We start from the raw sequence: 26,105 nt of genomic DNA on the forward strand, positions 1-26,105 counted from the left end.
GGGAGGCGCCCTTCCTCCCCAACACGATCACCTCCCCCCAACGACGACGGCGACGCACCCGGCCAGGGCGCGTCGCCGTCGTCGTGCGTTCGGAGAGTGCGGGTCAGCTCTCGGTGACCGGCCCCCGGGAGCCCGCCGGGTAGTCCTCAAGCGGGACGCGCCCGTGGGACCACGCGGAGAGGACGGGATCCACGATCCGCCAGCAGTCCTCCGCCACGTCGGCGCGCACGGAGAGCAGCGGGTCGCCATGCAGCACGCCGTCCAGGACTTCGCCGTAGGGGAGCAGCGCCGAGGAGTGCAGTTCGGTCACCAGCTCCGCGCGGGAGAGTTCGAAGCCGTTCCCGGCGCTCGTGACGTCCAGGCCGATGCTGAGGGTGTCCGGTCCGAACCCGATGCGCAGTTCGTCCGGCTGGTCCGTGCCGCTGAAGCCGGCCGGCAGGTGCGCCAGGGGGCGGAAGCGGACCACGGCTTCCTTGCGGCGCGTGCCCATGGCCTTGCCGGTGCGGAGGATGAACGGCACCCCGGCCCAGCGGGTGTTGTTGATCTCGACGCGGACCTCGGCGAACGTTTCGGTCTCGCGCTCCGGGTGCACGCCTTCCTCTGCGACGTAGTCGGGGACCTTCCGGCCGCCGATCTTGCCAGCGGTGTACCGGGCGCGCCGCGTGTTGCGGCGGAAGGGCGTGGCGACGCGGCTGGCCCGCAGCACGGTGGCGATGCCGTCGCGCAGATCCCGTTCGCCGAGGGTTGCCGGGGGTTCCATGGCCATGAGCGCCATCACCTGCAGCAGGTGGCTCTGGATCATGTCGCGCAGGGCGCCCGCGGAGTCGTAATATCCCGCGCGGCCTTCCAGCGCGAGGTCCTCCTCGAAGGCGATCTCCACCTCGGCCACGTTGTCGCGGTTCCAGAGCGGCTCGAAGAAGCGGTTCGCGAAGCGCATGCCGATGATGTTGAGCACCGTGGACTTGCCGAGGAAGTGGTCCACCCGGTGGATGTGCTCCTCGGGGACCAGGCGGCGCAGGGTGCCGTTGAGTTCGCGGGCGGAGGCTGCGTCGGAGCCGAACGGCTTTTCCAGGACCAGGCGCGTTCCGAACGGCACTTCCTCGGGGGCGAGCGACTCGCAGGCGAGCTGGCTGATGCGCGGCGGCAGGGCGAAGAAGACCGCTACGGGGCCGTCGAGCGAGGCGAGCAGGCCTGCGAGGGCGCCGGGGGCGGTGACGTCCACCTGGCGGTACTGCGAGGTGGCCATGAGCTCCTTCCAATGGGCGCTCGCCTCCTCGCCGGCATCCAGCGGGAGGGCCTTCGCGAGCCGCCGCTGCCACTTGCTGGGCGTCCAGGGCTCGGTCCCCGCACCCACCAGGGTGAGCCCGGGAGCCCGGCCGGCGGAGACCAGGGAGGCGAGCCCTGGCAGCAGGAGCCGTCCCGTGAGGTCGCCCGAGGCGCCGAGGATGAGCAGTGTCTTGATGTCCTGGGCCCGGGATCGCCGGGCGCGTCGCGTACTGGTCACCATGCCAGCATGCCATCTCGTCAGTCCGACTTGGTACCCTAGAAAGCTGAAAGCCCGTGCCACCCTGGCGCGGGGCCCTGTGAGGGGTTCCATCCCTCACCGGGGTGAAGTCCTGGAACCTCCATCCGAAAGAAGTGCGCGGCGCGTGTTCAATTCACTCTCTGACCGGCTCACAGCGACGTTCAAGAACCTCCGCGGCAAAGGCCGCCTGAGCGAGGCCGACGTCGACGCCACCGTGCGCGAGATCCGTCGCGCCCTGCTGGATGCCGACGTCGCCGTGCCCGTGGTGCGTGAGTTCGCCTCCCGCGTGAAGGAGCGCGCCCTCGGCGCCGAGGTCTCCGCTGCGCTGAACCCGAGCCAGCAGATCGTCAAGATCGTCAACGAGGAACTCGTCACGATCCTGGGTGGCGAGACCCGCCGTCTGCGCCTGGCGAAGAACCCGCCCACCGTGATCATGCTCGCGGGTCTCCAGGGCGCCGGTAAGACCACCCTCGCCGGCAAGCTCTCCAAGTGGCTCAAGGGCCAGGGTCACAGCCCCCTGCTGGTGGCCTGCGACCTCCAGCGTCCCAACGCCGTGACGCAGCTCCAGGTGGTCGGCCAGCGTGCCGGCGTGCCGGTCTTCGCACCGCACCCGGGCACCACCAGCGAATTCGACGTCCCCACCGGCGATCCGGTGGCCGTCGCCGAGGCGGGTGTGGCCGAGGCCCGCCAGAAGCTGCACGACGTGGTCATCGTGGACACCGCCGGCCGTCTCGGTGTGGACGCCGAGATGATGGACCAGGCGCGCCGCATCCGCGAGGCGATCAACCCGGACGAGGTCCTGTTCGTCATCGACGCGATGATCGGCCAGGACGCCGTCAACACGGCCAACGCCTTCCATGAGGGCGTCGACTTCACCGGCGTCGTGCTCTCCAAGCTCGACGGCGACGCCCGCGGCGGCGCCGCCCTCTCGGTCGCCTCCGTGACCGGCAAGCCCGTCATGTTCGCCTCCACCGGCGAAGGCGTGGACGACTTCGAGCTCTTCCACCCGGACCGCATGGCCTCCCGCATACTCGACATGGGCGACATCCTGTCCCTCATCGAGCAGGCCGAGCAGAACTGGGACAAGGACGAAGCCGCCCGGATGGCGAAGAAGTTCGCCGACCAGGAGGACTTCACCTTCGAGGACTTCCTCGCCCAGATGCAGCAGATCCGCAAAATGGGCTCGATGAAGAAGATGCTCATGATGATGCCGGGCGCACAGAACATGCGTCAGCAGCTGGAGCAGTTCGACGAGCGCGAGATCGACCGTGTCGAGGCGATGGTCCGCTCCATGACCCCGCACGAGCGTGTGGCCCCCAAGATCATCAACGGCTCGCGCCGTGCCCGCATCGCCCGTGGTTCCGGCGTGCACGTCTCCGAGGTCAACGGCCTCCTGGAGCGCTTCGGTCAGGCCCAGAAGATGATGAAGAAGATGGCGCAGGGCGGTATGCCCGGGATGCCCGGCATGTCGATGGGCGCCGGTGGCGGCACGGCCCGCAAGGCGGCCAAGAAGAACACCGGCAAGAAGAAGGCCCGCTCGGGCAACCCGGCCAAGGCCGCTCAGGAGCTGCGCGAGGCCGAGGCCCGGAAGGCGAACCGCGCCCCGTCCGGTGCCGCTTTCGGGCAGCAGGCGCAGGACTTCGACCCGTCCACCATGGAGCTCCCCAAGGGCTTCGAGAAGTTCCTGGGCAAATAGGGTTTGGTCCTGAACAGCACCGGCGCGCTGCCCCGGGTGGTCTTCGTCCCCGGGCGTGACGCGTCCGGGGCCGCCGCCTGGCCGCGGCAGCACGGACTGGCGCTCGAATTCGACGCCCTGTTCCTCAAGCAGCCGGACGGTCAAGCGCTGGACGCCGCAGCGGTCCTTGGCACGATGGCCGACGTTCCGTCCGTGATCGTGGCGCATGGTGAGGGCGCGACGGCGGCCGTGCAGGCCGCCGTCGAGCACTCCTCTCTGGTGCGGGCGTTGGTGCTGTGCGAACCGTGGCTGCCGGACCTCACCGCGCCCCGTCCCCAGGGGACCGAAGGCGCGATCATCCCGGGTGTCCCGATGCTCGTGCTCTCGGGCGGCTGGGAGCCCGCCTATGAGCGCACGGCCCGGCTCCTGGCCGAGTCCGGCGCGGAACACGTCGTCGCGCCGGGAGCGCACCGTCCGCAGGACTCCTCCGAGGGGGCGGCCGCGATCAAGGACTTCCTCCGCCGCACCGCCTGAACAGTACCGCCTGAACAGCGCCGCCGGACAGACGCGCTGCGGGGCCACTTGAGGCCGGCTCCGGACGGATCATCCGGCACCAAGTGACCCCGCATTCCTGCGACTCAGTCCTGGGGCGCGCCCACCGGGATCGATTCCACGTAGACCTTGCCGCCCTGGGACTGGAACTCCCGGCTCTTCGCCGCCATCCCGGCCAGTGCTTCCTGAGCCAGCGCCTCCTGAGCCAGTGCCTCTTCCACCGTGGCCTCCTGGGCTTCCCGGGAACCGAAGTCCCGCCGGATGTCCTGGGAGATCCTCATGGAACAGAACTTCGGCCCGCACATCGAACAGAAGTGTGCCGTCTTGGCCGGTTCGGCAGGCAGCGTCTCGTCATGGAAGGCCTCGGCCGTGGCGGGGTCGAGGGACAGCGAGAATTGGTCCTTCCAGCGGAACTCGAACCGGGCCTTGGACAGGGCGTCGTCCCGTTCGTGCGCCCCTGGGTGCCCCTTGGCCAGGTCCGCCGCGTGGGCCGCGATCTTGTACGTGATCACGCCGGTCTTCACGTCGTCCTTGTTCGGCAGTCCCAGATGTTCCTTGGGCGTGACGTAACACAGCATGGCCGTGCCGTAGCGGGCGATCTCCGTGGCGCCGATGGCCGAGGTGATGTGGTCGTAGCCGGGGGCGACGTCCGTCACGAGCGGGCCGAGCGTGTAGAACGGGGCGCCGTCGCAGAGCTCCTGCTGACGTTCGACGTTCCCGCGGACCAGGTGGAACGGGATGTGCCCGGGGCCTTCGACCATGACCTGCACGTCGTGCTCCCACGCCCGTTTGGTCAGCTCGGCCAGCGTGTCCAGCTCGGCGAACTGCGCGGCGTCGTTGGCGTCCGCCGTCGAGCCGGGCCGCAGGCCATCGCCCAGGGAGAACGCGACGTCGTACTGCGCGAAGATCTCGCAGAGTTCGTCGAAGTGCGTGTAGAGGAAGTTCTCCCGATGGTGCGCCAGGCACCAGCCGGCCATGATGGAGCCACCGCGGGAGACGATGCCCGTGACGCGGTCCGCCGTGAGCGGCACGTACCGCAGGAGCACCCCGGCGTGGATGGTCATGTAGTCCACGCCCTGCTCGCACTGTTCGATGACGGTGTCCCGGAAGACCTCCCAGGTGAGGGCCGAGGCGTCGCCGTTGACCTTCTCGAGTGCCTGGTAGATGGGCACGGTGCCGATCGGCACGGGGGAGTTCCGCAGGATCCATTCGCGCGTGGTGTGGATGTCGTCCCCGGTGGAGAGATCCATGACGGTGTCTGCACCCCAGAGGGTGGCCCAGTGGAGTTTGTCCACCTCCTCGGCGATGGAGCTGGTCACCGCCGAGTTTCCGATGTTGGCGTTGATCTTGACCAGGAAGGCCTTGCCGATGATCATCGGCTCGGACTCCGGGTGGTTGATGTTGGCCGGGATGATCGCCCGACCGGCCGCAAGCTCCGAGCGGACGAGTTCCACCGGGCAGTTCTCGCGGAGTGCCACGAACCGCATCTCCGGGGTCACGATCCCAGCGCGGGCGTAGTGCATCTGAGTCACCCGTTTGCCGGGCCGTGCCTTCAGCGGCGGGCGCTGCGCACCCTGCCACTCTTCGGAGGCGGCTCCTCGACGCGCGGCCGAGCGGCCGTCGTCGAGCAGATCACGCTGACGCCCCTCATACTCTTCGACGTCGCCGCGGGATCGGATCCAGCCGGCGCGGAGGTCCGGCAGGCCGTGTTCGGGATCGCTGCCCGGCCCCACCGTCCGGTACGCCTGGAACGGCGGGTTGGCCGCGCCGTCGGGGGAGTTGTTCAGCTGGATGCTCGTCACGGGGACGGCGATGCCGTCGTCTCCCGTGAGGAATTCCAGGCTGTGGGCAGGGGATTGCTGCAAGGATTTCATCGGTACTCACTTCCTTCGCCGGCATTACCCGGTCAGGTTCTACGGTCCGGACAGTGTCAGTCCGATCTCAGCCCCTCCTGGGACACCCGTGTGGTCGCGAACACCGTAGCACGGTCCGGACGGGGTGGTCCGCAACGCCCGGACGGCGACCGTCATCTCCCGCTCGCAGGCTCACTGACCTACGCTTGAAGCCATGCCGGACATGCGACGTCACCCAGTCATCGAGTTCACGGGCCCCGTTCTGCTGGGGCCGGACGACGAAGCGCTCGGGCTCTGGTCCGTCGACGGGCGCCTGACCTTCAGGATGCCCGCAGTGGAGCCGGACCTCAGGCTGGACGGCTGGGTGGTTCCGGGTCTGGTGGATGCTCATTGCCACATCGGCCTGGTCGAGGGCGGCGCCGCGGATGAAGCCACCTCACTGGCGCAGGCACGCGCCGATCTGTCCGCGGGCACTCTTCTGGTGCGCGACGCCGGGTCCCCGGCGGACACCCGCTGGCTCACCGACCGGGCGGACGCGCCGCGCATCATCCGGGCGGCCCGCCACGTCGCCGCCTCCCGTCGCTACCTCCGCGGTCTGGCTCTCGAGGTCGAGGACCGGGACCTCGTGGAGACCGTCCGCGAGCAGGCCCGTCTGTCCGTGGCCACTGATCCGCGCGGCTGGGTGAAGCTGGTGGGGGACTGGATCGACCGTGACGCCGGCGACCTCCGCCCGTCCTTCCCCGCTGAGCTGGTCGCGGAGGCGATCTCCGCGGCCCACGAAGAAGGCGCCCGGGTCACGGCCCACTGCTTCGGCGAGGAGGTCCTGGACGATGTCATCGCCGCCGGGATCGACTGCGTCGAACACGCGACGGGCCTCCAGCCCGAGCATCTGCCCCGGCTCGTGGAGGCGAACATCCCGATCGTTCCCACCCTGATCAACATCGCCACGTTCCCGGACATCGTCGCCCAGGCCGAGCCGAAGTTCCCGGTCTACGCGGCCCACATGCATGCCCTCTGGGAGGGACGGTACGAGAACGTCGCCCGCGCCTACGCCGCCGGGGTGCAGGTCTTCGCGGGCACGGATGCGGGCAGCGTGATCGCACACGGGCGGATCGCGGACGAGGTCGCGGAGCTGCACCGTGCCGGGCTGCCGTCCGTGGTCGCCCTTGATGCGGCGTGCTGGTCCGCCCGCGAATGGCTCGGGGCGGAGAACCTCGAGGAAGGCGCTCCCGCCGATGTGGTGCTGTACGCGCAGGACCCGCGGAGGAACCTGGGCACGCTGGCGGCGCCCCGACGTGTGGTGCTGAACGGTGACCTGCCCGGGGAGAAACGCCCCAGCGGTATGGAATAAATTGAAGCTTCAAGTAATTTAAGAGGTATGAACACTTCGCTCCCGCACTCCCAGGACCTCCTCCCCGCAGATCTGAGCATGGGGACCGTCATGCTCAAGGTCGCCGACATGAACCTCATGAGCGACTACTACCAGCGCGCGCTCGGCCTGGAAGTCGTCGCGGAGCAGGACGGCGGCCTCTACCTCGGCCGCGGCGACTCCGCCCTCGTCCACCTGGAGCCGGCCGCCGGACTGCAGCTGCCGGGCCGGGGAGAGGCCGGCCTCTTCCACACGGCGCTCCTCTTCGAGGATCAGGCGTCCCTCGCCGCCACCCTGGCCACCGCCGCGTCCTATGACGCCCGGCTCTTCCAGGGCAGCGCCGACCACCTGGTCAGTCAGGCGTTCTACTTCGGCGACCCTGAGGGCAACGGCATCGAGCTGTACTACGACCGCCCGCGCAGCGAGTGGTCCTGGGACGGGAGCACCGTCGTCATGGACTCGCTGCCCCTGGACCCCAACGGCTACCTTGGCGAGCACCTGAGTGAAGCGGCACTGCAGCAGCAGCGGCACGCGCGTGCCGACGTCGGGCATGTGCATCTGCAGGTGGGCGATGTCCCCACCGCCGCGCGCTTCTACGTGGACACGCTGGGCTTCGAGCGCACCGCCGAGATCGGGAACAGCGCGCTCTTCGTCTCGGCCGGCGGCTACCACCACCACATGGCCATGAACGTCTGGAACAGCCGCGGCGCAGGTCCGCGCAAGGACACGCTGGGGCTCGGCGAGGTGCTCCTCCACGTCCCCGCGGACGACGACGTCGCGGCGCTCGCCGACCGCCTGCGGGTCGCCGGGGTGGGTCACCACCACACCGGTGCGGAATTGCGCTTCGAAGACCCGTGGCGCAACCAGGTGCGCGTCGCGGTGGGATAGCCTGAAGCCATCCGGCTCCAGTCGTCCTGGAGAACCGGGAACCCCCAGCGCCACCGACGAACCCGAGGATGTCATGAGCCAGTCGAACGCTTTCGTAGAGGTCTTCATCGCCACTCACCAGGAGGCCCTTCAGCGGGCCAAGGCTTTGTCCGGGGGTGCGGCTCCCGACGGGTCGGCACTCCGGATCCCCGGCATCAGTGATTTCGAGGTCGAGCAGCTGTGCTCCTTGGCGGCGCAGGCCGTGCACACCCAGGGTGAACAGGAACTCGAGATGGCGGACATCGCCGTCGACGAGCTGTACGCCTTCCCGGCCTCCGCCGTCCGCGTCCTGGAGGAACTGCCCGGCTACCAGAGCGACGGCGACGACCCGGCGCTCCAGTCCGTGGCGGTCCAGTGGGCGGCTGACGAGGACGTGCCGTTCGCGGCCGGTGAGGCGCAGCAGTACCTGCTCGCCCTGTCCGCGCTCGCCGGCAGGACCGATTCCTCCTCCCGGAACCGGCTGTACTTGTACTCGGCCTGAGGCTCGCGAAAGGCGCGTGGGCGCCGGCCTGGAGAGGCCGGCGCCCACGCGCCTTTCTGTTGCCGGGAAGCCGGCGAATCCGGCTCAGGACGGGCCGGTCGCGGTGACCCGCACCGTCACCTCGTCCAGTTTGGGCAAGTGCCGTTTCAGGGATTTCTTGGCGTCTTCCGCGACCAGATCGGCCTCGGCGAGCGTGAGGGCCGAGGTGTGGACGACGGCGTCGCCGTGCAGACGGTGACCGACCCAGCGGAGGCGCACGCGCTCGACCGCCTCGATTCCCGCGACGTGTTCGAGGGCGTGCTCGGCGCGGTCCACGAGTTCCGGTTCGATGCCGTCCATGAGCCTGCGACCCACGGAGCGTACGGTGCCGATGAGCAGCACGGCGATCATGATCGAGATCAGCAGCCCGATCAGGGGATCCGCGAGCGGGAAGCCGAGCAGGACTCCAATGCCGCCGAGGACCACGGCGAGTGACGTGAAGCCATCCGTGCGGGCATGCACGCCGTCGGCGACCAGTGCCGCGGAACCGATCCGCCGTCCGACCCGGATGCGGTAGACCGCCACCGCCTCATTGCCGAGGAAGCCGATGACGCCGGCAGCGATCACCCAGCCGATGTTCTGCACCGGGCGTGGCGTGATGATCCGGTCCACGGCCTCCCAGGCGGCGACCACGGAGGAGAGGGCGATCATGAGCACGATGAACAGCCCGGCCAGATCCTCCGATCTGCCGAAGCCGTAGGTGTAGCGCCGGGTTGCGGCCCGGCGGGAGAGCACGAAGGCGATCCACAGCGGTACCGCCGTCAGAGCGTCGGACAGATTGTGGATGGTGTCGGCCAGCAGTGCCACCGAACCCGAGAAGGCCACCACTCCGGCTTGGGCGGCCGTGGTGAGCAGCATGATGACGAGGCTCAGTTTCAGAGCCCGGATGCCTTCCGAATGCGCTTCAAGGGCGTCATCGATCGAGTCTGACGTGTCGTGGGAATGCGGGACGAAGAGCCCGTGAAGGAAGCCCCTCAGACCGGAGGAGTGCGCGTGGCCATGGCCATGGTCATGGCCATGGTCATGGCCGTGATCGTGGGAGTGCCCGTGCGCTCCGTGGCCGTGCTGATGTCCGGCGTCGTGCGCGTGTCCGTGCGCGTGCTCGTCCTTCGTCATGCCTCGCCCTGACCGGTGTGGTGGTGGCGCGGGAGGCCGCCGAGGGAGTGCTCCGCCTGGAAGATCGCGTCGGAGACGAGCTGGGAGGCGTGCTCGTTCTCGAGCCGGTAGAACACCCGCTGTCCTTCCTGACGGGTGGCGACGATCCGGGCCATCCGCAGCTTGGCCAGATGCTGTGAGACTGCGGCGGGGGACTTGCCCACCAGCTCGGCGAGGTGATTGACGGAGAGTTCCTCCTCGCGTCGCAGGGCCAGAATGATCCGCACCCGGGTGGCATCCGCGAGCAGGGTGAAGACCTCCACGGCGAGTTCCACGTACTGACCGTCGGGATCCATTCCGCATATCTGCTTATCTGCGTCCATACGCAGATTATTGCACGATGGCAACGCGGGGTCTCGTGGAAGGGGAGGGGAGTGCGCGCGGAGCCCGCCGACGCTGCCTGGCTCGATGTCCGGCGTCGGGCCCCGACGGTTCAGTGCGCTGCGCGGCGCATTAGGCACCCTTGGCCGTCTCTGGCATAATGGACGGGTACCTGATCTGCGTGGCCCCTCTTCCCGTGCATGATCATGTTCCTTTCGAACCCTCCAGTATGGCCCGCCCCACGGGAGCAGAACGCTGGGTTCAACCCCGTTTCAGAAACAGGAGTGACCACAACAGTGGCCGTTAAGATTCGCCTTAAGCGCTTCGGCAAGATGCGCGCACCGTACTACCGTATCGTCGTTGCGGATTCCCGCACCCGCCGCGATGGCCGTGCCATCGAGGAGATCGGCAAGTACCACCCCACCGAGCAGCCCTCCTACATCGAGGTCGACTCCGAGCGTGCTCAGTACTGGCTGTCCGTTGGCGCTCAGCCGACCGAGCAGGTTCTGAACCTCCTCAAGATCACCGGTGACTGGCAGAAGTTCAAGGGTCTCCCGGGCGCCGAGGGCACCCTGAAGACCAAGGAAGCCAAGCCGGCGTTCGTGGCTCCGTCCACCGACTCCGTCGTCATGCCGGAAGCCATCACCCCGAAGGCCAAGAAGGCTGAGGAGGCTTCCGAGGAAGCCGCCGAGACCACCGAGGCTGAGTAGTTGCTTCCCGAGGTTCTTGAGCACTTGGTCCGCGGCATCGTGGACAGCCCCGAGGATGTCTCCGTCGCCGCCAAGAACGGCCGCCGCGGTGAGAGCCTCGAGGTTCGTGTGAACGACGACGACCTGGGCCGAGTCATCGGCCGTCAGGGCCGTACGGCACGCGCGCTCCGCACGGTGGTGGGTGCCCTCTCCGAGGGTGGCCCCATCCGCGTGGACGTCGTCGACGGCGAACGCCGTCGTTAGAACCGGCCTGCGAAGACAAGGCTAAAGCCGGAACGGCCCCTCCGCCCTCGTGGTGGAGGGGCCGTTCCCGTCAGATGACATCCTCAGAAGACCTTCACGGTGTAAACCCGGCGCTCCCGGCGCCATCGACAGACATGAATTGGTAGGTGGAACATGCAGCTCCAGGTTGCACGCTTGGGCAGGCCGCACGGCATCCGTGGGGAAGTCACCGTCGAACTGTTCACGGACGATCCCGAAGGGCGTTTCGCGCCCGGCGCCGAGTTCGTGACCGAGCCCGCGGCCAACGGCCCGCTCACCGTGACCAGCGCGCGCTGGAACAAGGGCACGCTCCTGCTCGGCTTCGACGCTGTGCGGGACCGCAACCGTGCCGAGGAACTCCGTGGCACCTACCTGTTCGTGGACAGTGACGAACTCGAGGACGACGGTGAGGACGAAGGCTGGTACGAGCACGAACTGCTCGGCCTGGAGGTCCGTGTGGGTGACGAGAAGGTCGGCACCGTCGTCGAACTCCGCACCATGCCCGTGCAGGACCTTCTGGTCATCCGCACCGTCGACGGCCGGGACGTGCTGATCCCGTTCGTAGACGAGATCGTTCCCGAGATCGACCCTGAAGAGGGTTACGTCCTGCTCACCCCGCCGCCGGGACTGCTGGAACTGAACGCCGAGCAGGAGGGCTCCGCCCCGTCCGGCGACGAGGCCTGACCCATGCGCATCGACGTCATCAGCATCTTCCCGGAGTACCTGCAACCGCTGGGGCTTTCGCTGCTCGGCAAGGCCCGCCAGGACGGCCTCCTGTCGCTCGAGGTCCACGACCTCCGCGACTTCACGACCGACCGGCACCGCACCGTGGATGACACCCCCTACGGCGGCGGCGCCGGGATGGTCATGAAGCCCGAGCCGTGGGCCCAGGCGCTCGAATCGGTCCTGCCGGTGGAGGGGACGCGGGAGGGCAAGCCGGTCCTGATCGTTCCGTCTCCCGCTGGCGCGCGCTTCACCCAGGCGATGGCGTACGAGCTGGCCGAGGAGCCGCAGCTGGTCTTCGCCTGCGGGCGGTACGAAGGCATCGATGAGCGCGTGATCGACTGGGCGCAGGAGCACTTCGACGTCCGGCCCGTCAGCCTGGGCGACTACGTTCTGAACGGCGGTGAGGTGGCCGTCATGGCCATGGTCGAGGCGATCGGCCGGCTGGTGCCCGGTGTGGTGGGGAACGCCGAGTCCCTCGTGGAGGAGTCGCACTCCGACGGCCTCCTCGAGTACCCCGTCTACACCAAGCCCTCCTCCTGGCGGGACCACGAGGTCCCCGAAGTCCTGCTGTCCGGGAACCACGGCAAGATCGCCCAGTGGCGCCGTCACCAGCAGTACGCCCGGACGGCCGAGCGCCGGCCGGACCTGCTCGCGGACTTCGACGCGGCGAAGCTGCCCCGCGCGGACCGCGAGGCGTTCTCGGCGCTGGGATACGACGTCGTCGGCGGCCGGCTGGTGCGCCGTCCCGAGAGCGGCGACGCCGGAGCCTGACGCGCCGCGCGCTGACACCGGCAGGGGAACGCTTCCCTCGCCGGCCAGCGGATTGGCCTCGCCCCCGTGGCTGTGGCAAAATTGATTCTTGGTGTCCATTGGGCTGCCGCCTGCCACAGGGGGTGTGCCGTCAACAAGAGGACCACCGCGGAACCCACAAGGGAACCGCGGCTTGCAACTTCAGCACCGTGCCCGGCTCCGGCCGTCGCGGGGCTGGCTACCCAAGCGGATGACCTGTGGCGCCCGCCAGGAGTATGGATATGAACATCCTCGATTCCATCGATGCAGCGTCGCTGCGCAACGATGTCCCCGACTTCCGCCCCGGCGACACCCTCAAGGTGCACGTCAACATCATCGAAGGCAAGAACAGCCGTGTTCAGGTCTTCCAGGGCTTCGTCATGGGTCGTCAGGGCGCCGGCGTGCGCGAGACCTTCACGGTCCGCAAGGTCTCCTTCGGTGTCGGCGTGGAGCGTACCTTCCCGGTGCACTCCCCGATCATCGAGAAGATCGAGCTCGTCACCCGTGGTGACGTGCGCCGCGCCAAGCTGTACTACATGCGCAAGCTCCGCGGCAAGGCTGCGAAGATCAAGGAAAAGCGCGACTTCAGCAACTCCAAGTAAGTCTTCAGGTCTGCGTCTCCGCTCCGGCAGGACGCTCCTGGGATTTTCCTTCGCATGAAGACGACAAAACGCCAGAACCCTCTGCGGGGCTGGCGTTTTGTCGCTTCCGGGGTGGTTCTCGCCATCCTCCTGGTCTCCTGCGTCCGCGCCCTGTGGGTGGATGTGTATTACATCCCCTCCGCCTCCATGGAGCCGCTGCTGCAGGAGGGGGACCGGATCGCCGTGTCCCGCACGGCCTTCCAGCGCAGCGTGCCGCAGCGTGGCGACCTCGTCGTCTTCGATGGGCGGGGCTCACTGGACCCGGCGGAGAGCGGGCGGGGGCCCGTGATCGACGCGTTCACGTCGATCGGGCAGTGGCTCGGCGTGATCGGGCACGACACCGTGTATGTGAAGCGCGTCATCGGCGTGGGCGGGGACCGGGTGCGCTGCTGCACCGTGGACGGGAAACTCGAAGTGAACGGGAAGCCCCTGCAGGAAAGCTATCTGTTTCCTGGAGACACGGCGAGTGACTTCACGTTCGACGTGAAAGTGCCGGAGGATCGTCTGTGGGTCATGGGCGATCACCGCTCCGTGTCCCGCGACTCACGGTCGCTGCTCGGGGCCCCGGGCGGCGGCATGATCGCGCTCGACCGTGTCATCGGACGGGCGGAGAGCATCGTGTGGCCTCTTGATAGATTTGGACAGATTCCGTCACCGGCAACTGGCCCGTGACCTGACCGGAAGGACGGCATTGGGAGCACACCTTCCCGAACCGGAACCCCAGCCTGAAGAGGCTCCGCAGGATCGCAAGAGCCGCGCACAGCAACGGAAGAAGGACCACCCGCTGCTGTCCTTCGTCAAAGAGATCGGTGGCATCGTCGCCGCCGCGGTGCTGCTGTCCTTCCTCATCAAGACGTTCCTGTTCCAGGCCTTCTTCGTGCCGAGCCCCTCGATGGTCCACACCCTCGAAGTCGATGACCGGATCTTCGTGAACCGCCTGGTGCCCAATCCGATCGCCCTGGAACGGGGCGACGTGGTGGTCTTCCGCGACACCAAGGGCTGGCTGCCGCCCGCCCCGGTGGAGAACCGCGGGCCGCTCGCCTGGGTGGGGGACGTCCTGGTCTTCCTCGGTCTCCAGCCGGACGACACCAAGCAGTACCTGGTCAAGCGGCTCATCGGCCTGCCCGGCGACCACGTGGTCTGCTGTGACGCCCAGGGGCGGATCCAGATCAACGGCGCGAGCCTGAACGAGAAGTACATCAACCCGGACAGCACCCCTGTGGTGAAGCCCTTCGACGTGGTCGTGCCCGAGGGCAAGATCTGGGTCATGGGGGACAACCGGAACGACTCGGCCGACTCCCGTTCTCACGTGGCCGGTCCGGGCAGCGGATTCGTCGATATCAAGGACGTCCAGGGCCGTGCCGCGGTGATCGTGCTGCCGCTGAACCGCATGTCCGTGCTGGACAACTACCCTGACGTGTTCAAGGACGTCCCCGCCCCGTCCAAGGCGGCTGAGGACAGCCGCCCGGATCAGGGCGCGGCCGCGGGCACGACGCACTCGGGGGAGTAGCCGATGCCTGCCCCCACCCTCGACATGGAACGGTCGCTGGCCGGGCCGTCCGTCCGGTACCTCGCCTGCCTCGATGAGGTGGGACGCGGCGCCCTGGCCGGACCGGTGAGCGTGGGGCTGACCGTGCTCGACCTCACGGCCCTCGTGGAGCTGCCGGACGTGCGGGACTCCAAGCTGCTCAAGGCGGCGCGCCGGGAGGAACTCGCGCCCGTCGTCCGGGAGTGGGCCGCGTTTTGCGCCGTCGGGCACGCCGAAGCGGCCGAGATCGACTCCTTCGGGATCGTGGAAGCCCTGGCCCTCGCCGCGCAGCGTGCCTGGCAGGGCGTGGTGGCCGCTGGGGGCCGGGCGGACGCCGTCCTACTGGACGGCAAGCACAACTGGCTCCAGAGGCCGGAGGAGTCTCTTTTCGACCTGCTCGCTCCTGCCGGTGACGCCTTGGCGACCACGGCTCTCCCGGCCGACGACGGCGCGGCGGGCCCGCGCGGTGGGGGCGCCGCCGTCGTCGCGTCCGCGCAGTCCGTGGCGGCCGCCGGGGCACCGGCACCGGGGAGCGTGACCACCGCCGTCGACATCCGCGACATCCCCGTGACCATGCGCATCAAGGCGGACATGGACTGTCAGGGCGTGGCAGCGGCCAGCATCCTGGCCAAGGTCGAGCGCGACGCCATCATGGCCGCGCTGGCCGAGGAGCACCCGGCGTTCGGCTGGGACGTCAACAAGGGATACGGCACCGCCGCGCACAAGGACGCGATCCGCCAGCTCGGGCCGTGCGATCATCACCGCCGGAGCTGGAAACTCCTCTGAGTCTGACGGCCCGCCCACGAGCCGGTGTGCACTCGCGTCCCACCTGGGGGAAGATGGAGGCATGAGTGCCGAGGATCTTGAAAACTACGAGACGGAGATGGAACTCCAGCTGTACCGGGAGTACCGGGATGTGGTGGGGCTTTTCAGCTACGTCGTGGAAACCGAACGGCGCTTCTATCTGGCGAACCACGTGGATCTGCAGGCGCGCAGTGCCGATGGTGAGGTCTATTTCGACCTGAAGCTCACCGACGCCTGGGTCTGGGACGTCTACCGCACGGCCCGCTTCGTCAAGAATGTCCGCGTCATCACGTTCAAGGACGTCAATGTCGAGGAACTGCCCCGCAACGATGACCTGGGACTGCCGCAGCCCGAAGATCTGGGCAACTGATTTCCCCGTGGGCGGGCCGACGTGAGTGACGCGCGCGGTTCCGTCCTGCGGATTCCGGAGTTCCGACGCCTCTTGCAGGTGATGTCGGCGTCCGTCTTCGCGGAGTTCCTCCTGGAATCCGTCGTGTATTGCTGGATCGTCGCCGCGACGGCTGCCGATCCGGGCGTTCGCTCCCTGCTCCTCGGGTCCTATGTGGTGCTGTCCACGATCCCGAGGATCTTCGGTACGGCCGTGATGGGCGTCTGGTCGGATTCCCTGGGCGCCGCGCTCTCGCTGAAGATTTCGACGGCGGCACGCGCCGGACTCGCCGTGGTCGCCGTAGGCAGTGCTTATCTGGGCCGGGCTGAGGCGCCGGTCGTGGCGGTGGTCCTCTTCGTTCTGGTCGTCGCCTGTTCCACCGCGAATCAGCTGTTCGCGGCGGCCCGTGCCAAGGCCGTGCAGCTTTTCGTGCCACAGGAGCTGCGGGGATCCGCGTCCAGCCTCTCGATGACCGTGCTCACCGCGCTGAGCATCGTGTCGGCGTCGCTGGGGCCCTTCGCCTTCAGCCTCGCGGGGCTCGAAGTCTGTCTACTTCTCATCACCGGGCTGTTCGCCGTGGGCGCGGCGCTGGCGTTCGCCGGATTCCCCCGGGGCGGTCGCGGCGACGGTCTGCCCCCGAGCGCCCGGCCAGGCTTCCTCGAGGCTCTGGTGGAGGGCTGGAAGGTCACGTGGACGGTGCGCCGGCTCCGGGTCGTACTGCTCGGATCGGTGCTGTACGGCGTGCCGCTGGGCGTCAACAACGTGGCCCTGGTCCTGCTGTGGGTGGACACCAAGGGCGGCACACTCATCGACTACGGGGTCGGCTCATCCCTGTTCGGGGTGGGCGGTTTCGTGGGCGCGGTGGCCGCTCACCGGCTGGTGAACCGCTGTGACCTCCATCGGCTCTTCGCCGCGAGCCTCGGCGCGCTGGGGATCAGTTACGCGCTACTGGCGTGGACGCCGGACCACGGCGTGTCCTTCGGGCTCATGTTCGCGAGCGGATTCCTGTTCAGCCTCTACGCCGTCGTGCAGTCGCCGATCCTCCTGGAGGCCGCACCGCCGGAGCTTACGGGCCGGGTTGTCTCGACAACGGCGGGCGTCGCGGCGCTCAGCTCGCTCGCGGCCGCCGTCGTGGTGTCGCTGCTGTTCGCTCTTCCCGGGGCCGGCGGGCTCCTGGTTCCCTGGGCTGTGTGCCTCGGTGGCGGAGTGACGGTGCTCGGCGGGGCGCTGCTGTTGGTCCGAGGCCGGGACAGGGAGGAGCCCGAGCCTGAGGCTGCCGCCTCCATACGGGAGAAGTGAGCGGTTCTTCCCAAGAGGTTCGGTGGCTTCGTGAGCCGCCCACGGTGCCTTGGGGACGGTGTGCTTCCGCGTTTGTCCACATAGGCTGATCCACCCCTCTGGCGTTTTGTTCCGCGCCTTGAGACTGGGTGTGGAGGTGAGGGACATGAGAGCGAAGGACGTGCTCGGGCAGCGGGGCGAGGAGCTTGCCGCGGATTTCCTGGAGGACCAGGGTATCCGGGTGGTGGAGCAGAACTGGCGGTGCGCTGCGGGCGAGCTGGACATCGTGGCCGTCGACGGCGACACCCTGGTGGTGGCCGAGGTCAAGACCAGAAGCAGCCTGGACTATGGGCATCCCTTTGAGGCGGTGACTCCGCCGAAGCTTGCGCGGTTGCATCTTCTGGCGTGCCGCTGGATCAGGGAGCGAGGGCTGCGCCTTCCGCGCCGCAGGCTGGATGCGATCGCCGTCATCGCCGTGCGTGGTGAGGAGCCGGTCATCGAGCACCTGAAAGGGATCGGCTGATGGCGGGCCGGAACGGGGTTGGGAGGTCCCTGTCCGTGGCGCTCAACGGCTTGGAGGGCCGGGTGGTGGAGGTCGAGGCCGATATCGGGAACTCGCTTCCGGGGTTCGTCATTCTCGGCTTGCCGGATGCTGCGCTGTCGGAGTCCCGGGAGCGGATCCGGGCCTGCGCTGCGAATTCCGGGATTCCGCTCAGCCGTCGGAAGATCACGGTGAATCTGTTCCCGGCGTCCTTGCCGAAGCGCGGTTCGGGGTTTGACTTGGCCATTGCTGTGTCAGCAGTCGCTGCGAACGGTGAAATCCGAGGCACGGAGGGCGTGGTGTTTCTGGCGGAGCTGGGGCTGGATGGTCGGCTTCGTCCGGTGCGTGGCGTGTTGCCGGCGGTGGCGGCTGCGGTGAAGGCCGGTCATCCGCGGGTGGTCGTGGCTCAGGGGAACGCTGCTGAAGCGTGCTTGGTGCCTGGTGCGAAGGTCTCCTCGTATCGGACCTTCGCCCGGCTGGTGTTCGACTTCGGCGCCGATCCGAAGGAGCTGAACCTGGATTTCGATCCGGCTGATTCCGAGGGCAAGGGGGAGACCGTGGAGCTCCCGGTTCCTGTGCCGAATCTGGCGGATGTCGCCGGACAGCACGAGGCACGTTTCGCGCTGGAGGTCGCCGCGGCCGGGGCACATCACATGCTCATGGTCGGCCCACCGGGAGCGGGAAAGACGATGCTGGCCGAACGCCTGCCCGGACTTCTGCCGCCTCTGGACGACGAGGCCGCGCTGGAAGTGACCAGCATCCACTCGCTGGCCACCCAGGGCGAGGTGCGCACCGAGCTCATCCGGCAGCCGCCCTTCGAGAATCCCCATCACACGGCCACGTGCGCCGCCATCGTCGGAGGGGGAGCCGGTTTGCCCAGGCCTGGCGCCGCGTCGCGAGCACATCGCGGGGTGCTGTTCCTGGACGAGGCTCCGGAATACGAACGACGGGTCCTGGACGCGCTGCGGCAGCCCCTGGAACACGGGAAACTCATGATCCATCGGGCCGGAGGATCCGCGTCCTACCCCTCGCGTTTCCAGCTGCTCCTGGCGGCGAACCCCTGCCCGTGCGGGAAAGCGAGCGGCAAGGGACTGGAATGCACGTGCACCCCGCTGGCTCGTCGACGCTACTTCGGGCGGCTTTCGGGGCCACTTCTCGACCGCGTCGACATTCAGTTGGGCGTTCAGAAGATCAGCCGACTGGACCTGGACTCGCAAGGGGAGAACGAGGACACCGCTGTGGTCCGGGACCGGGTCCGCCGGGCACGACAGGCGCAGAAGGAGCGCCTCGGACGTTTCGGCCTGGAGACCAACTCGATGGTCCCGGGAAAGATCCTGCGAGGCAGCCTACGGCCAGATCGCGCTACGACGCGCATTCTTGATGCGGCGATGGATCGGGGTTCTCTCAGCGCCCGCGGCTACGACCGAGTTCTGCGTCTGGCCTGGACGCTGGCCGATCTGGCCGGCGAGACGATGCCGAGCAGCGACCACGTGGGGCTCGCCCTCGCCCTGAGGTCGCCGGAGGCGGCGGCATGAGCGAACTTCTCGCCCGTGCGTCCCTCACCCGGCTGTTCGAGCCGCAGGACGCGGTGGGACTCGCCCTGGTCGCAGTCCTGGGGCCGGACGATGCGCTCGCCGTCATCACGTCCGGAGGAGAACCGGATCCGGGCCTGGAGCAATCACTCCACGAACTGCTGGCTGAGGAGGGAGGCAACACGTCGTGGAAGGGACTCGGAGCGGCCTTCTCCCGGTGGCGGCCCCGAGTGCCTTCCCTGGCGCCCGAGCGCGACCTGATGGTCCTGCAACGGCTCGGGGGCGGCTTCCTGATCCCGTCGGACGAGCACTGGCCCCAGCAGCTCTCGGACCTGGGCCTTCAGGCTCCGCTCGGGCTCTGGTACCGGGGGAACCCCTCACTGCTCCCGGATGCCGGGCATGCAGTGGCCGTGGTGGGGTCGCGTGACTCGACGGCCTACGGAGCCACGGTCAGCGCCGACCTCGCGCATGGGCTGGCCCGTCGTGGGTTCACGGTCGTGTCCGGCGGAGCCTACGGGATCGATGCGCACGCGCACCGTGCGGCCTTGACCGGTGCCGATCCGGGCGGAGGCCGGGCTCCGACCGTCGCTTTCATGGCGGGAGGTCTGGATCGCTTCTACCCGAGCGGCAATGACGAGCTCCTGCGGACGGTCGCTCGCCGCGGGCTGGTGGTCGCGGAGGTGCCTCCCGGAGCGGCGCCCACCCGGTACAGGTTTCTTCAGAGGAACAGGATGATCGCGGCGTTCGCCGGAGCGACAGTCGTGGTCGAGGCCCGGTGGCGTTCCGGAGCCCTGAACACGGCTCACCACGCGGAGGCCCTGGGCCGACCCGTGGCTGCCGTTCCCGGATCGGTGCTATCGGCGAACAGTGCCGGTTGTCACCGTCTTCTGCGCGACGGCGGGGCGGTCCTCGTCACCGACGTTCAGGAAGTCCTCGAACTGCTGGGAGGGGAGCCGGATCCGAGCGGCGGCGTTCAGGATCGGGCGGAGGCGGCGATTCAGGACGGGCTGTCCTTGGAGGACCTGGTTCTCTTGGACGCCCTGCCCTTGAGAACGCCGGTTCCGCCGGAGAAGCTGTGCGTGGTCGCCGGCCTCAGTCTGCTGGCAGTCCGTGCGGGGTTGGGACGCCTCCAGGTGCTGGGACTGGCGGAGTCCGTGGGCCTTCTCTGGCGCCGAGGGACGACGAGGAGATCTGCATGAGAGGTTCGTGGGGAGGTTGGCTGCCCGATCCGGCCAGGGCAGACTCACCCGTGGCAGATCGGGCGCTACCTGTCCTGCACGTTCCCCTCCGGGCTTGATCCTGGTCCACGAGGGCGGCAGAGTGGAGAGGTGCCACAGAAACCAGCCCCCTTCCAGGACAACGTCCGGGAAGAATATGCCCGGTACCTCACGGGCGAGCGGGGCCGGTCCGGGAACACCCTCCGGGCGTACCTCACGGACGTCCGTCAATTGCAGGAATTCGCGGCGAAAGCCGGAGCCGCATCGTGGGATGACGTGGACCTCCATCTCCTCCGCGAGTGGTTGGCGGATCATTCGGCCCGAGGGATGGCGCGGGCCACCCTGGCGCGGCATGCGGCCAGCGCCAGGACGTTCTTCGCGTGGCTCCTCCGCGAAGGCGGGATCACGCAGGACCCCACGCTCCGTCTGCGGTCGCCGAAGAAGACTTCCGGTCTGCCCACCGTGCTCCGCCGGGCACAGATGGACAAAGTGCTCCAGGACCTGCAGGCCGCGGCGCAGGAGGCCGATCCTGTCGCACTGCGTAACCTCGCCGTGGTCGAGACACTGTATGCGTCGGGCATCCGCGTGGGGGAGCTCGTGGGCCTCGACGTGGACGACGTGGACCTGGAACGCCGAACGCTCCGGGTCCTCGGCAAGGGCGACAAGGAGCGCACCGTCCCCTTCGGTGTTCCTGCCTCCCGCGCGATCGTCGACTGGTTGCGGCGGGGACGGCCTGCGCTCGCCACGGCGTCGAGTGGTCCTGCGCTCTTCCTCGGTGCGCGAGGCGGCCGGGTGGATCCGCGGCAGATCCGTAGCCTCGTGGCGGACCGCTTCGCGACTCTGGGCGACACCGCGGCCACCGGACCCCATGCACTCCGCCACACGGCCGCCACCCACCTCCTGGACGGCGGCGCGGAACTCCGGGCCGTCCAGGAACTCCTGGGCCATAGCACCCCGGCGACGACGCAGCTGTACACCCACGTCTCCGTCGAACGGCTCAGGGACAGTTACCGCCAGGCGCACCCGCGGGCCTGAAAACCGCATGCCTGAAGACGCGTGCGGCTCGGGCGACTCTGCCACTGGCACAAATCACCCGCCTACGGCACAATAAGAACCAGCGCCGGGGTTCAAGTAGTGCTTGAACCATCGGCCGGTGCCGCAAGGCCACAGACAACTCAAGAGCCTGCAAGAAGGCGAAACAGGAATCACCGGACTTCACGGAGTCGAGGGCGTTGGGGAAGACGTACCTACGGCTAAGGAGGATGGGATGTCTGTTGCAATGACTCGGGGAGTGCTGTTCGTGCACTCCGCCCCAGCTGCGTTGTGCCCCCACGTCGAGTGGGCTGTCGCATCGCTGCTGGACGATTCGGCCACCCTGGAGTGGGTGGCTCAGCCTGCCGCGCCTGGAATGTTCCGGGCTGAACTGGCCTGGACCGGTGCCCCCGGGACCGCGATCCAGCTCGCTTCCACCCTCCGCGGCTGGACCCACCTCCGCTACGAAGTGACCGAAGAAGCCTCTCCCGGAACCGATGGAGGCCGCTGGTCCCACACCCCGGAACTCGGCATCTTCCACGCCGTCACTGACGCCCACGGCAACATCATGGTCTCCGAAGACCGCATCCGCTTCGCCTACGAAGCCGGCGCCGGGGACCCCGCCGCCGTCTACCACGAGCTCTCGCTCGCCCTCGGCGAAGCCTGGGATGAGGAACTGGAGCCGTTCCGTCACGCCTCCGAAGGTTCCAACGTCCGCTGGCTTCACCAGGTGGGCTGACCGCCCCTCACAACAGCAGGATCCGGGGACGGGCCGTCCTCCACGCCTTTGGCCCGCCTCGGTGCACGCATCGCCGGGCTGTCCCCGCCACGAGGCCGTCCGCGGCGCAGTCGCGGCAGCGGAAAACCCACACCAACGAAAACGGCGCCCCTCACCGTGAGGTGAGTGGCGCCGTCGTCGTTAATGCAGCTGCGTGCGGATCAGTAGTTACGGACCGCGATCACGGCGTTGTGGCCGCCGAAGCCGAACGAGTTGCTCAGCGCCACGATGTCACCGGCGGGGAGCTCGCGGGCGGTCTTGGTGACCACGTCCAGCGGGATCTCCGGGTCCTGGTTCTCCAGGTTGATCGTGACCGGGGCCTTGCGCTCGTAGACGGCCAGGGTCGTCAGCACGGCTTCCACGGCACCGGAGGCGCCCAGGAGGTGACCCATCTGGGACTTGGTGGCGGAGACCGCCACGTCGTCCACATGGGTGCCCAGAGCGGCCCGGAGAGCCGTGTACTCGGGCTTGTCGCCCACCGGGGTGGAGGTTGCGTGAGCATTCACGTGCACGACGTCCTCGGGCTGGATACGCCCGTCGAACATCGCGGCCTTCAGGGCACGGGTGGCGCCGAGACCCTCGGGGTCCGGAGCCGTGATGTGGTAGGCGTCGGCGGTGACCGAGGTGCCGGCCAGCTCGCCGTAGATGCGGGCGCCACGGGCCAGGGCGTGCTCCTCGGCCTCGAGCACCAGGGCACCGGCGCCTTCACCCATGACGAAGCCGTCACGGTTCACGTCGTACGGGCGGGAAGCGTGCTGCGGGTCGTCGTTCCGGCGGGACAGGGCCTGCATGGACGCGAACGCCGCGATCGGCATCGGGTGGATGGCGGCTTCCGCACCACCGCACATGACCACATCGGCCTTGCCGGAGCGGATCAGGTCCAGGCCCAGGTGCAGGGCCTCGGTGCCGGAGGCGCAGGCGGAAACGGGGGTGTGGGCGCCGGCGCGGGCGCCGAGGTCCAGGCTCACGGCCGCGGCCACGCCGTTGGGCATGAGCATCGGCACGGTCATGGGCAGCACACGGCGGGGACCGCGCTCCTTGAGCGTGTCCCAGGCGTCCAGCAGAGTCCAGACGCCGCCGATGCCGGTGGCGAAGGCCACGCCGAGGCGGTCCTTGTCCATGTCCTCGATGCCGGAGTCGGCCCAGGCCTCACGGGCCGCGACCACGCCGAACTGGGTGGACGGATCCATGCGCTTCATCTCGACGCGGCTGAGCTTTTCAGACGCCGGTTCGGAGCAGCGGGCTGCGAAAGTGACGGGGAGCTCGTAGGTGCTGACCCACTCGTCCTCGAGGGTGCGCGCGCCGGAGACGCCCTTGAGGGCGTTCTTCCACAGAGTGGGGACGTCGCCACCGATGGGCGTGGTGGCACCGAGGCCGGTGATGACAACTTTGCGAGGCATCGTCACTCTCCAAGTGATCTAGGGTCTGCCCTGTAGGGCGTCAGGTTCAGGGGAGTGCCGTGGTGGACGCCTCCTGGGACGGCGTCCGGCACGGGCAGGGCGGGCAGTGGTGTCCTCTCAAGGAGAGGCACGACGGCCGGCCGTGCCAGGGAGCGCCATCCCGGGATGAGGTCATCCCGGGATGGTCAGCTCCGGCAGCAGGCGATCAGGCCTGGGCGTTCGCGATGAAGTTCACGGCGTCGGCGACGGTCTTGAGGTTCTTGACCTCTTCGTCGGGGATGCGCACGCCGAACTTCTCCTCAGCGTTCACCACGATGGTCATCATGGAGATGGAGTCGATGTCCAGGTCCTCGGTGAAGGACTTGTCCAGCTCGACAGCCTCGGGAGCCAGGCCGGTCTCCTCGTTGACGATTTCAGCCAGGCCGGCCAGGATCTCTTCGTTGCTAGCCATGTCGGCTCCTTTTCTGTGTTGTTCCGGCAGCTGCCGGGGCTTGACGGCCAGCTTGTGCTGACCGGTGGTTGTGAAGTTGTGGTCGGGAAGTCGTGTGGCTCAGGGGAGCCGGACCACCTGTGCGCCGAACACCAGGCCGGCCCCGAAGCCGATCTGCAGTGCGAGGCCGCCACTGAGGTCCGGGTTCTCCTCGAGCAGGCGGTGCATGGCCAGGGGGATGGACGCCGCGGACGTGTTGCCCGAATCGGCGATGTCCCGCCCGACCTTGACGTGCTCGGGAAGCTTGAGCTGCTTCACCATCTCATCGATGATGCGCATGTTCGCCTGGTGCGGCACGAAGGCGCTCAGATCTTCGGCGGTGACGCCGGCCGCGTCGAGCGCGGACTGTGCCACCTTGGCCATCTCCCAGACCGCCCACCGGAAGACCGTGGGGCCGTCCTGGCGCATGGTCGGCCAGATGTTCCGGGCGGCCTCGACGACGGCATCCTCGTCGCCCGCTGCGGCGAGGCTTTCCAGACCGCGGACGTCGTTGAGCGAGTGTGTCATGCCGATGGCGCCCCACTTGCTGCCGTCGGACCCCCAGATGGACGGGCTGATGCCCGGCTCATCCGACGGGCCGATGACGACGGCGCCGGCTCCGTCGCCGAGCAGGAAGGAGATGGTGCGTTCGTGGTTGTCGATGAGGTCGGAAAGCTTCTCCGCGCCCACCACCAGAACGTACTCGGCGGCGCCGGACCGGACCAGGGCGTCCGCCTGGGCCACGCCGTAGCAGTACCCCGCGCAGGCGGCGGAGACGTCGTAAGCGGGGGCCGGGGTCGCGCCGAGGCGCTCAGTCAGTGCCGTGGCGGCGGACGGAGTGGCGAAGGGGTGCGAGACCGTGGAGACGATGACCGCCCCGAGACACGACGCCTCGATGCCCGCCTTGGCGAGGGCGTCGCGCGCGGCGCCCTCAGCCATGTCGATGACGCTCACGTCCTGAGAGGCGCGGCGCCGGGTCACGATGCCCGTGCGCTGCCGGATCCACTCGTCGGAGGAATCGATCCACTGGCAGACGTCGTCATTGGTCACCACGACGTCAGGGCGGAAGGCCCCCACACCGTGGATGCGGGTTCCTGCCCTGACGTCGTTCTGCCGGAGGACGGGGGTCATGCCTGTGCGCCCTCGCCGTTCCCCGCCGCATGGTGACCGGAGCCGCCGGGAGCGGCATCCTGCTCGACCTCGGCGAAGAGGGCCAGCGCGGCGTCGAGGTCGGCCGGAGTCTTGACGGCCACCGTCTTGATGCCCGGCATGCCGCGCTTCGCCAGACCCGCGAGGGTGCCGGCGGGGGAGAGCTCGATGACGCCCTTCACGCCCTGTGCCAGCAGGGTCTCCATGCAGAGATCCCAGCGGACCGGGCGGGAGACCTGGGCGACCAGGCTGGCGACGCCGGCCTTGCCGTTGGCGACGAGCTGGCCGTCGTAGTTGGAGAGCAGCGGCACCTGGGGCTCGTGGATGTCCAGCTCGTGCTGCAGCACGTCCAGCGCTGCGACGGCGGGGGCCATGTGCGTGGTGTGGAACGCGCCCGCGACCTTCAGCGGGATCACGCGGGCCTTGGCCGGCGGGTTGGCGGCGAGGGCTTCGAGCTGCTCGAAGGTGCCCGCGGCCACTACCTGGCCGGCGCCGTTGACGTTCGCGGGGGCGGCGCCGGACGCTTCGATCGCGGCGAGAACCTCGGTGGGATCACCGCCGACGACGGCGCTCATGCCGGTCGGCGTGACGGCTGCGGCCTCTGCCATGCCGTTCGCGCGCTCCCGCACGAAGCGCATGGCGTCGGCTTCGCTGAGGACGCCTGCGAGAGCGGTCGCGGTGATCTCTCCCACCGAGTGACCGGCGAGCGTGACGGGAAGGGTCGAGAGCTCGACGTCGAAGAGGGCCTTCGCGGAGACCAGACCGGCGGCCACGATGAGCGGCTGCGCGACGGCGGTGTCCTTGATGGTCTCCTCATCGGAGGTGGTTCCATGGGTGGCCAGGTCCAGCTGAGCCACTTCGCTCAGGGCGGCCAGATGCTCGGCGACGCCGGGGACCTCCAGCCAGGGGGCGAGGAAACCGGGGGTCTGGGAGCCCTGTCCGGGGCAGACGATTGCTAGCACTTA

At 68.6% G+C, this 26,105-nt stretch carries 29 protein-coding genes and 1 riboswitch; of the genes, 21 read left to right on the forward strand and 8 right to left on the reverse strand.

The window, feature by feature from the left end; all coding sequences use genetic code 11:
• Positions 1-103 precede the first annotated feature (103 nt).
• Positions 104-1,507 carry a glucose-6-phosphate dehydrogenase gene (locus AB6732_RS04200; RefSeq protein ID WP_370958555.1) on the reverse strand — a complete coding sequence of 468 codons (1,404 nt, stop codon included), beginning with the start codon at positions 1,505-1,507 and terminating at the stop codon, positions 104-106.
• Between the two features lie 142 nt (positions 1,508-1,649).
• Between AB6732_RS04200 and ffh the strand changes: the two genes are divergently transcribed.
• Both ffh and AB6732_RS04210 read left to right on the forward strand, forming a co-directional pair.
• Positions 1,650-3,221, forward strand: coding sequence for a signal recognition particle protein (gene ffh / locus AB6732_RS04205; protein WP_370958557.1), 1,572 nt, complete (start codon positions 1,650-1,652; stop codon positions 3,219-3,221).
• A gap of 3 nt (positions 3,222-3,224) precedes the next feature.
• A complete protein-coding gene (locus tag AB6732_RS04210; protein ID WP_370958559.1) occupies positions 3,225-3,734 on the forward strand; it encodes an alpha/beta hydrolase in 510 nt (169 codons plus the stop codon).
• Between the two features lie 104 nt (positions 3,735-3,838).
• Here the strand turns inward: AB6732_RS04210 and thiC are convergent, their stop codons facing one another.
• Positions 3,839-5,626 (reverse strand): phosphomethylpyrimidine synthase ThiC, encoded by a 1,788-nt coding sequence (gene thiC / locus AB6732_RS04215; protein WP_370958561.1) that lies wholly within the window; start codon positions 5,624-5,626, stop codon positions 3,839-3,841.
• A riboswitch (TPP riboswitch) is annotated at positions 5,620-5,726 on the reverse strand. It overlaps the preceding gene by 7 nt.
• A gap of 102 nt (positions 5,727-5,828) precedes the next feature.
• Here thiC and AB6732_RS04220 point away from each other — a divergent pair.
• The 3 genes from AB6732_RS04220 to AB6732_RS04230 all read left to right on the forward strand — a co-directional run bounded on the left by AB6732_RS04220 (position 5,829) and on the right by AB6732_RS04230 (position 8,382).
• Positions 5,829-6,956: an amidohydrolase family protein gene (locus tag AB6732_RS04220; RefSeq protein ID WP_370958563.1), complete on the forward strand. Its 1,128-nt coding sequence runs from the start codon at positions 5,829-5,831 to the stop codon at positions 6,954-6,956.
• Positions 6,957-6,983: 27 nt separating this feature from the next.
• Entirely contained in the window at positions 6,984-7,862 is an 879-nt protein-coding gene (locus AB6732_RS04225; RefSeq protein ID WP_370958565.1) for a VOC family protein, read from the forward strand.
• 73 nt (positions 7,863-7,935) lie between these two features.
• The gene (locus tag AB6732_RS04230; protein ID WP_370958567.1) at positions 7,936-8,382 is read left to right on the forward strand and encodes a hypothetical protein; all 447 of its coding nucleotides are present in this window, start codon (positions 7,936-7,938) and stop codon (positions 8,380-8,382) included.
• Positions 8,383-8,466: 84 nt separating this feature from the next.
• Here the strand turns inward: AB6732_RS04230 and AB6732_RS04235 are convergent, their stop codons facing one another.
• Positions 8,467-9,399, reverse strand: a complete 933-nt coding sequence (locus AB6732_RS04235; protein ID WP_370959594.1) for a cation diffusion facilitator family transporter — start codon at positions 9,397-9,399, stop codon at positions 8,467-8,469.
• Between AB6732_RS04235 and AB6732_RS04240 the strand changes: the two genes are divergently transcribed.
• Positions 9,382-9,549, forward strand: a complete 168-nt coding sequence (locus AB6732_RS04240) for a hypothetical protein (RefSeq protein WP_370959624.1) — start codon at positions 9,382-9,384, stop codon at positions 9,547-9,549. The genes AB6732_RS04235 and AB6732_RS04240 overlap by 18 nt on opposite strands.
• Here the strand turns inward: AB6732_RS04240 and AB6732_RS04245 are convergent.
• Positions 9,534-9,899 (reverse strand): ArsR/SmtB family transcription factor, encoded by a 366-nt coding sequence (locus tag AB6732_RS04245; RefSeq protein WP_370958569.1) that lies wholly within the window; start codon positions 9,897-9,899, stop codon positions 9,534-9,536. The two genes, AB6732_RS04240 and AB6732_RS04245, sit on opposite strands and share 16 nt — an antisense overlap.
• Before the next feature lie 294 nt (positions 9,900-10,193).
• Here AB6732_RS04245 and rpsP point away from each other — a divergent pair, with 294 nt between their 5' ends.
• From rpsP to AB6732_RS04320, 15 genes are all read left to right on the forward strand, one after another.
• Positions 10,194-10,607 carry a 30S ribosomal protein S16 gene (gene rpsP / locus AB6732_RS04250; RefSeq protein ID WP_066210725.1) on the forward strand — a complete coding sequence of 138 codons (414 nt, stop codon included), beginning with the start codon at positions 10,194-10,196 and terminating at the stop codon, positions 10,605-10,607.
• Entirely contained in the window at positions 10,608-10,850 is a 243-nt protein-coding gene (locus AB6732_RS04255) for an RNA-binding protein (RefSeq protein ID WP_307497316.1), read from the forward strand.
• A gap of 153 nt (positions 10,851-11,003) precedes the next feature.
• Positions 11,004-11,552: a ribosome maturation factor RimM gene (gene rimM / locus AB6732_RS04260; RefSeq protein ID WP_370958572.1), complete on the forward strand. Its 549-nt coding sequence runs from the start codon at positions 11,004-11,006 to the stop codon at positions 11,550-11,552.
• Positions 11,553-11,555: 3 nt separating this feature from the next.
• Positions 11,556-12,365: a tRNA (guanosine(37)-N1)-methyltransferase TrmD gene (trmD, locus tag AB6732_RS04265; protein WP_307497314.1), complete on the forward strand. Its 810-nt coding sequence runs from the start codon at positions 11,556-11,558 to the stop codon at positions 12,363-12,365.
• A 260-nt stretch (positions 12,366-12,625) separates the two neighbouring features.
• On the forward strand, positions 12,626-12,985 hold the full coding sequence (rplS, locus tag AB6732_RS04270; RefSeq protein ID WP_370958574.1) for a 50S ribosomal protein L19: 360 nt from the start codon (positions 12,626-12,628) through the stop codon (positions 12,983-12,985).
• Between the two features lie 54 nt (positions 12,986-13,039).
• Complete coding sequence (lepB, locus tag AB6732_RS04275; RefSeq protein ID WP_370958576.1) at positions 13,040-13,696, forward strand: signal peptidase I; 657 nt, start codon at positions 13,040-13,042, stop codon at positions 13,694-13,696.
• Positions 13,697-13,715: 19 nt separating this feature from the next.
• Positions 13,716-14,534 (forward strand): signal peptidase I, encoded by an 819-nt coding sequence (gene lepB / locus AB6732_RS04280; protein WP_370958578.1) that lies wholly within the window; start codon positions 13,716-13,718, stop codon positions 14,532-14,534.
• Positions 14,535-14,537: 3 nt separating this feature from the next.
• Positions 14,538-15,338 (forward strand): ribonuclease HII, encoded by an 801-nt coding sequence (locus tag AB6732_RS04285; RefSeq protein ID WP_370958580.1) that lies wholly within the window; start codon positions 14,538-14,540, stop codon positions 15,336-15,338.
• A 61-nt stretch (positions 15,339-15,399) separates the two neighbouring features.
• Positions 15,400-15,726, forward strand: coding sequence for a DUF2469 domain-containing protein (locus AB6732_RS04290; RefSeq protein WP_066210710.1), 327 nt, complete (start codon positions 15,400-15,402; stop codon positions 15,724-15,726).
• A 21-nt stretch (positions 15,727-15,747) separates the two neighbouring features.
• The gene (locus AB6732_RS04295) at positions 15,748-17,043 is read left to right on the forward strand and encodes an MFS transporter (protein WP_370958582.1); all 1,296 of its coding nucleotides are present in this window, start codon (positions 15,748-15,750) and stop codon (positions 17,041-17,043) included.
• Positions 17,044-17,188: 145 nt separating this feature from the next.
• Positions 17,189-17,545, forward strand: a complete 357-nt coding sequence (locus AB6732_RS04300) for a YraN family protein (RefSeq protein ID WP_066211895.1) — start codon at positions 17,189-17,191, stop codon at positions 17,543-17,545.
• Complete coding sequence (locus AB6732_RS04305; RefSeq protein ID WP_370958584.1) at positions 17,545-19,098, forward strand: YifB family Mg chelatase-like AAA ATPase; 1,554 nt, start codon at positions 17,545-17,547, stop codon at positions 19,096-19,098. Before AB6732_RS04300 ends, AB6732_RS04305 begins: the two co-directional genes overlap by 1 nt.
• Positions 19,095-20,294: a DNA-processing protein DprA gene (dprA, locus tag AB6732_RS04310; RefSeq protein ID WP_370958586.1), complete on the forward strand. Its 1,200-nt coding sequence runs from the start codon at positions 19,095-19,097 to the stop codon at positions 20,292-20,294. Before AB6732_RS04305 ends, dprA begins: the two co-directional genes overlap by 4 nt.
• A 129-nt stretch (positions 20,295-20,423) precedes the next feature.
• Positions 20,424-21,347 (forward strand): tyrosine recombinase XerC, encoded by a 924-nt coding sequence (locus tag AB6732_RS04315; RefSeq protein ID WP_370958588.1) that lies wholly within the window; start codon positions 20,424-20,426, stop codon positions 21,345-21,347.
• Positions 21,348-21,579: 232 nt separating this feature from the next.
• Entirely contained in the window at positions 21,580-22,083 is a 504-nt protein-coding gene (locus AB6732_RS04320) for a DUF3145 domain-containing protein (RefSeq protein WP_066210699.1), read from the forward strand.
• A gap of 200 nt (positions 22,084-22,283) precedes the next feature.
• On the opposite strand, the gene fabF is transcribed toward AB6732_RS04320, so the two are convergent.
• The 4 genes from fabF to AB6732_RS04340 form a co-directional block, all read right to left on the reverse strand.
• Positions 22,284-23,522: a beta-ketoacyl-ACP synthase II gene (gene fabF, locus AB6732_RS04325; RefSeq protein ID WP_307497302.1), complete on the reverse strand. Its 1,239-nt coding sequence runs from the start codon at positions 23,520-23,522 to the stop codon at positions 22,284-22,286.
• A gap of 205 nt (positions 23,523-23,727) precedes the next feature.
• Positions 23,728-23,973, reverse strand: coding sequence for an acyl carrier protein (locus AB6732_RS04330; RefSeq protein ID WP_066210694.1), 246 nt, complete (start codon positions 23,971-23,973; stop codon positions 23,728-23,730).
• Between the two features lie 99 nt (positions 23,974-24,072).
• Entirely contained in the window at positions 24,073-25,122 is a 1,050-nt protein-coding gene (locus AB6732_RS04335; RefSeq protein WP_370958591.1) for a beta-ketoacyl-ACP synthase III, read from the reverse strand.
• Positions 25,119-26,102: an ACP S-malonyltransferase gene (locus AB6732_RS04340; protein ID WP_370958593.1), complete on the reverse strand. Its 984-nt coding sequence runs from the start codon at positions 26,100-26,102 to the stop codon at positions 25,119-25,121. Before AB6732_RS04340 ends, AB6732_RS04335 begins: the two co-directional genes overlap by 4 nt.
• Positions 26,103-26,105: the final 3 nt, after the last annotated feature.

This window comes from Arthrobacter sp. RCC_34 (assembly GCF_041360795.1).
Lineage (GTDB): Bacteria > Actinomycetota > Actinomycetes > Actinomycetales > Micrococcaceae > Arthrobacter_E.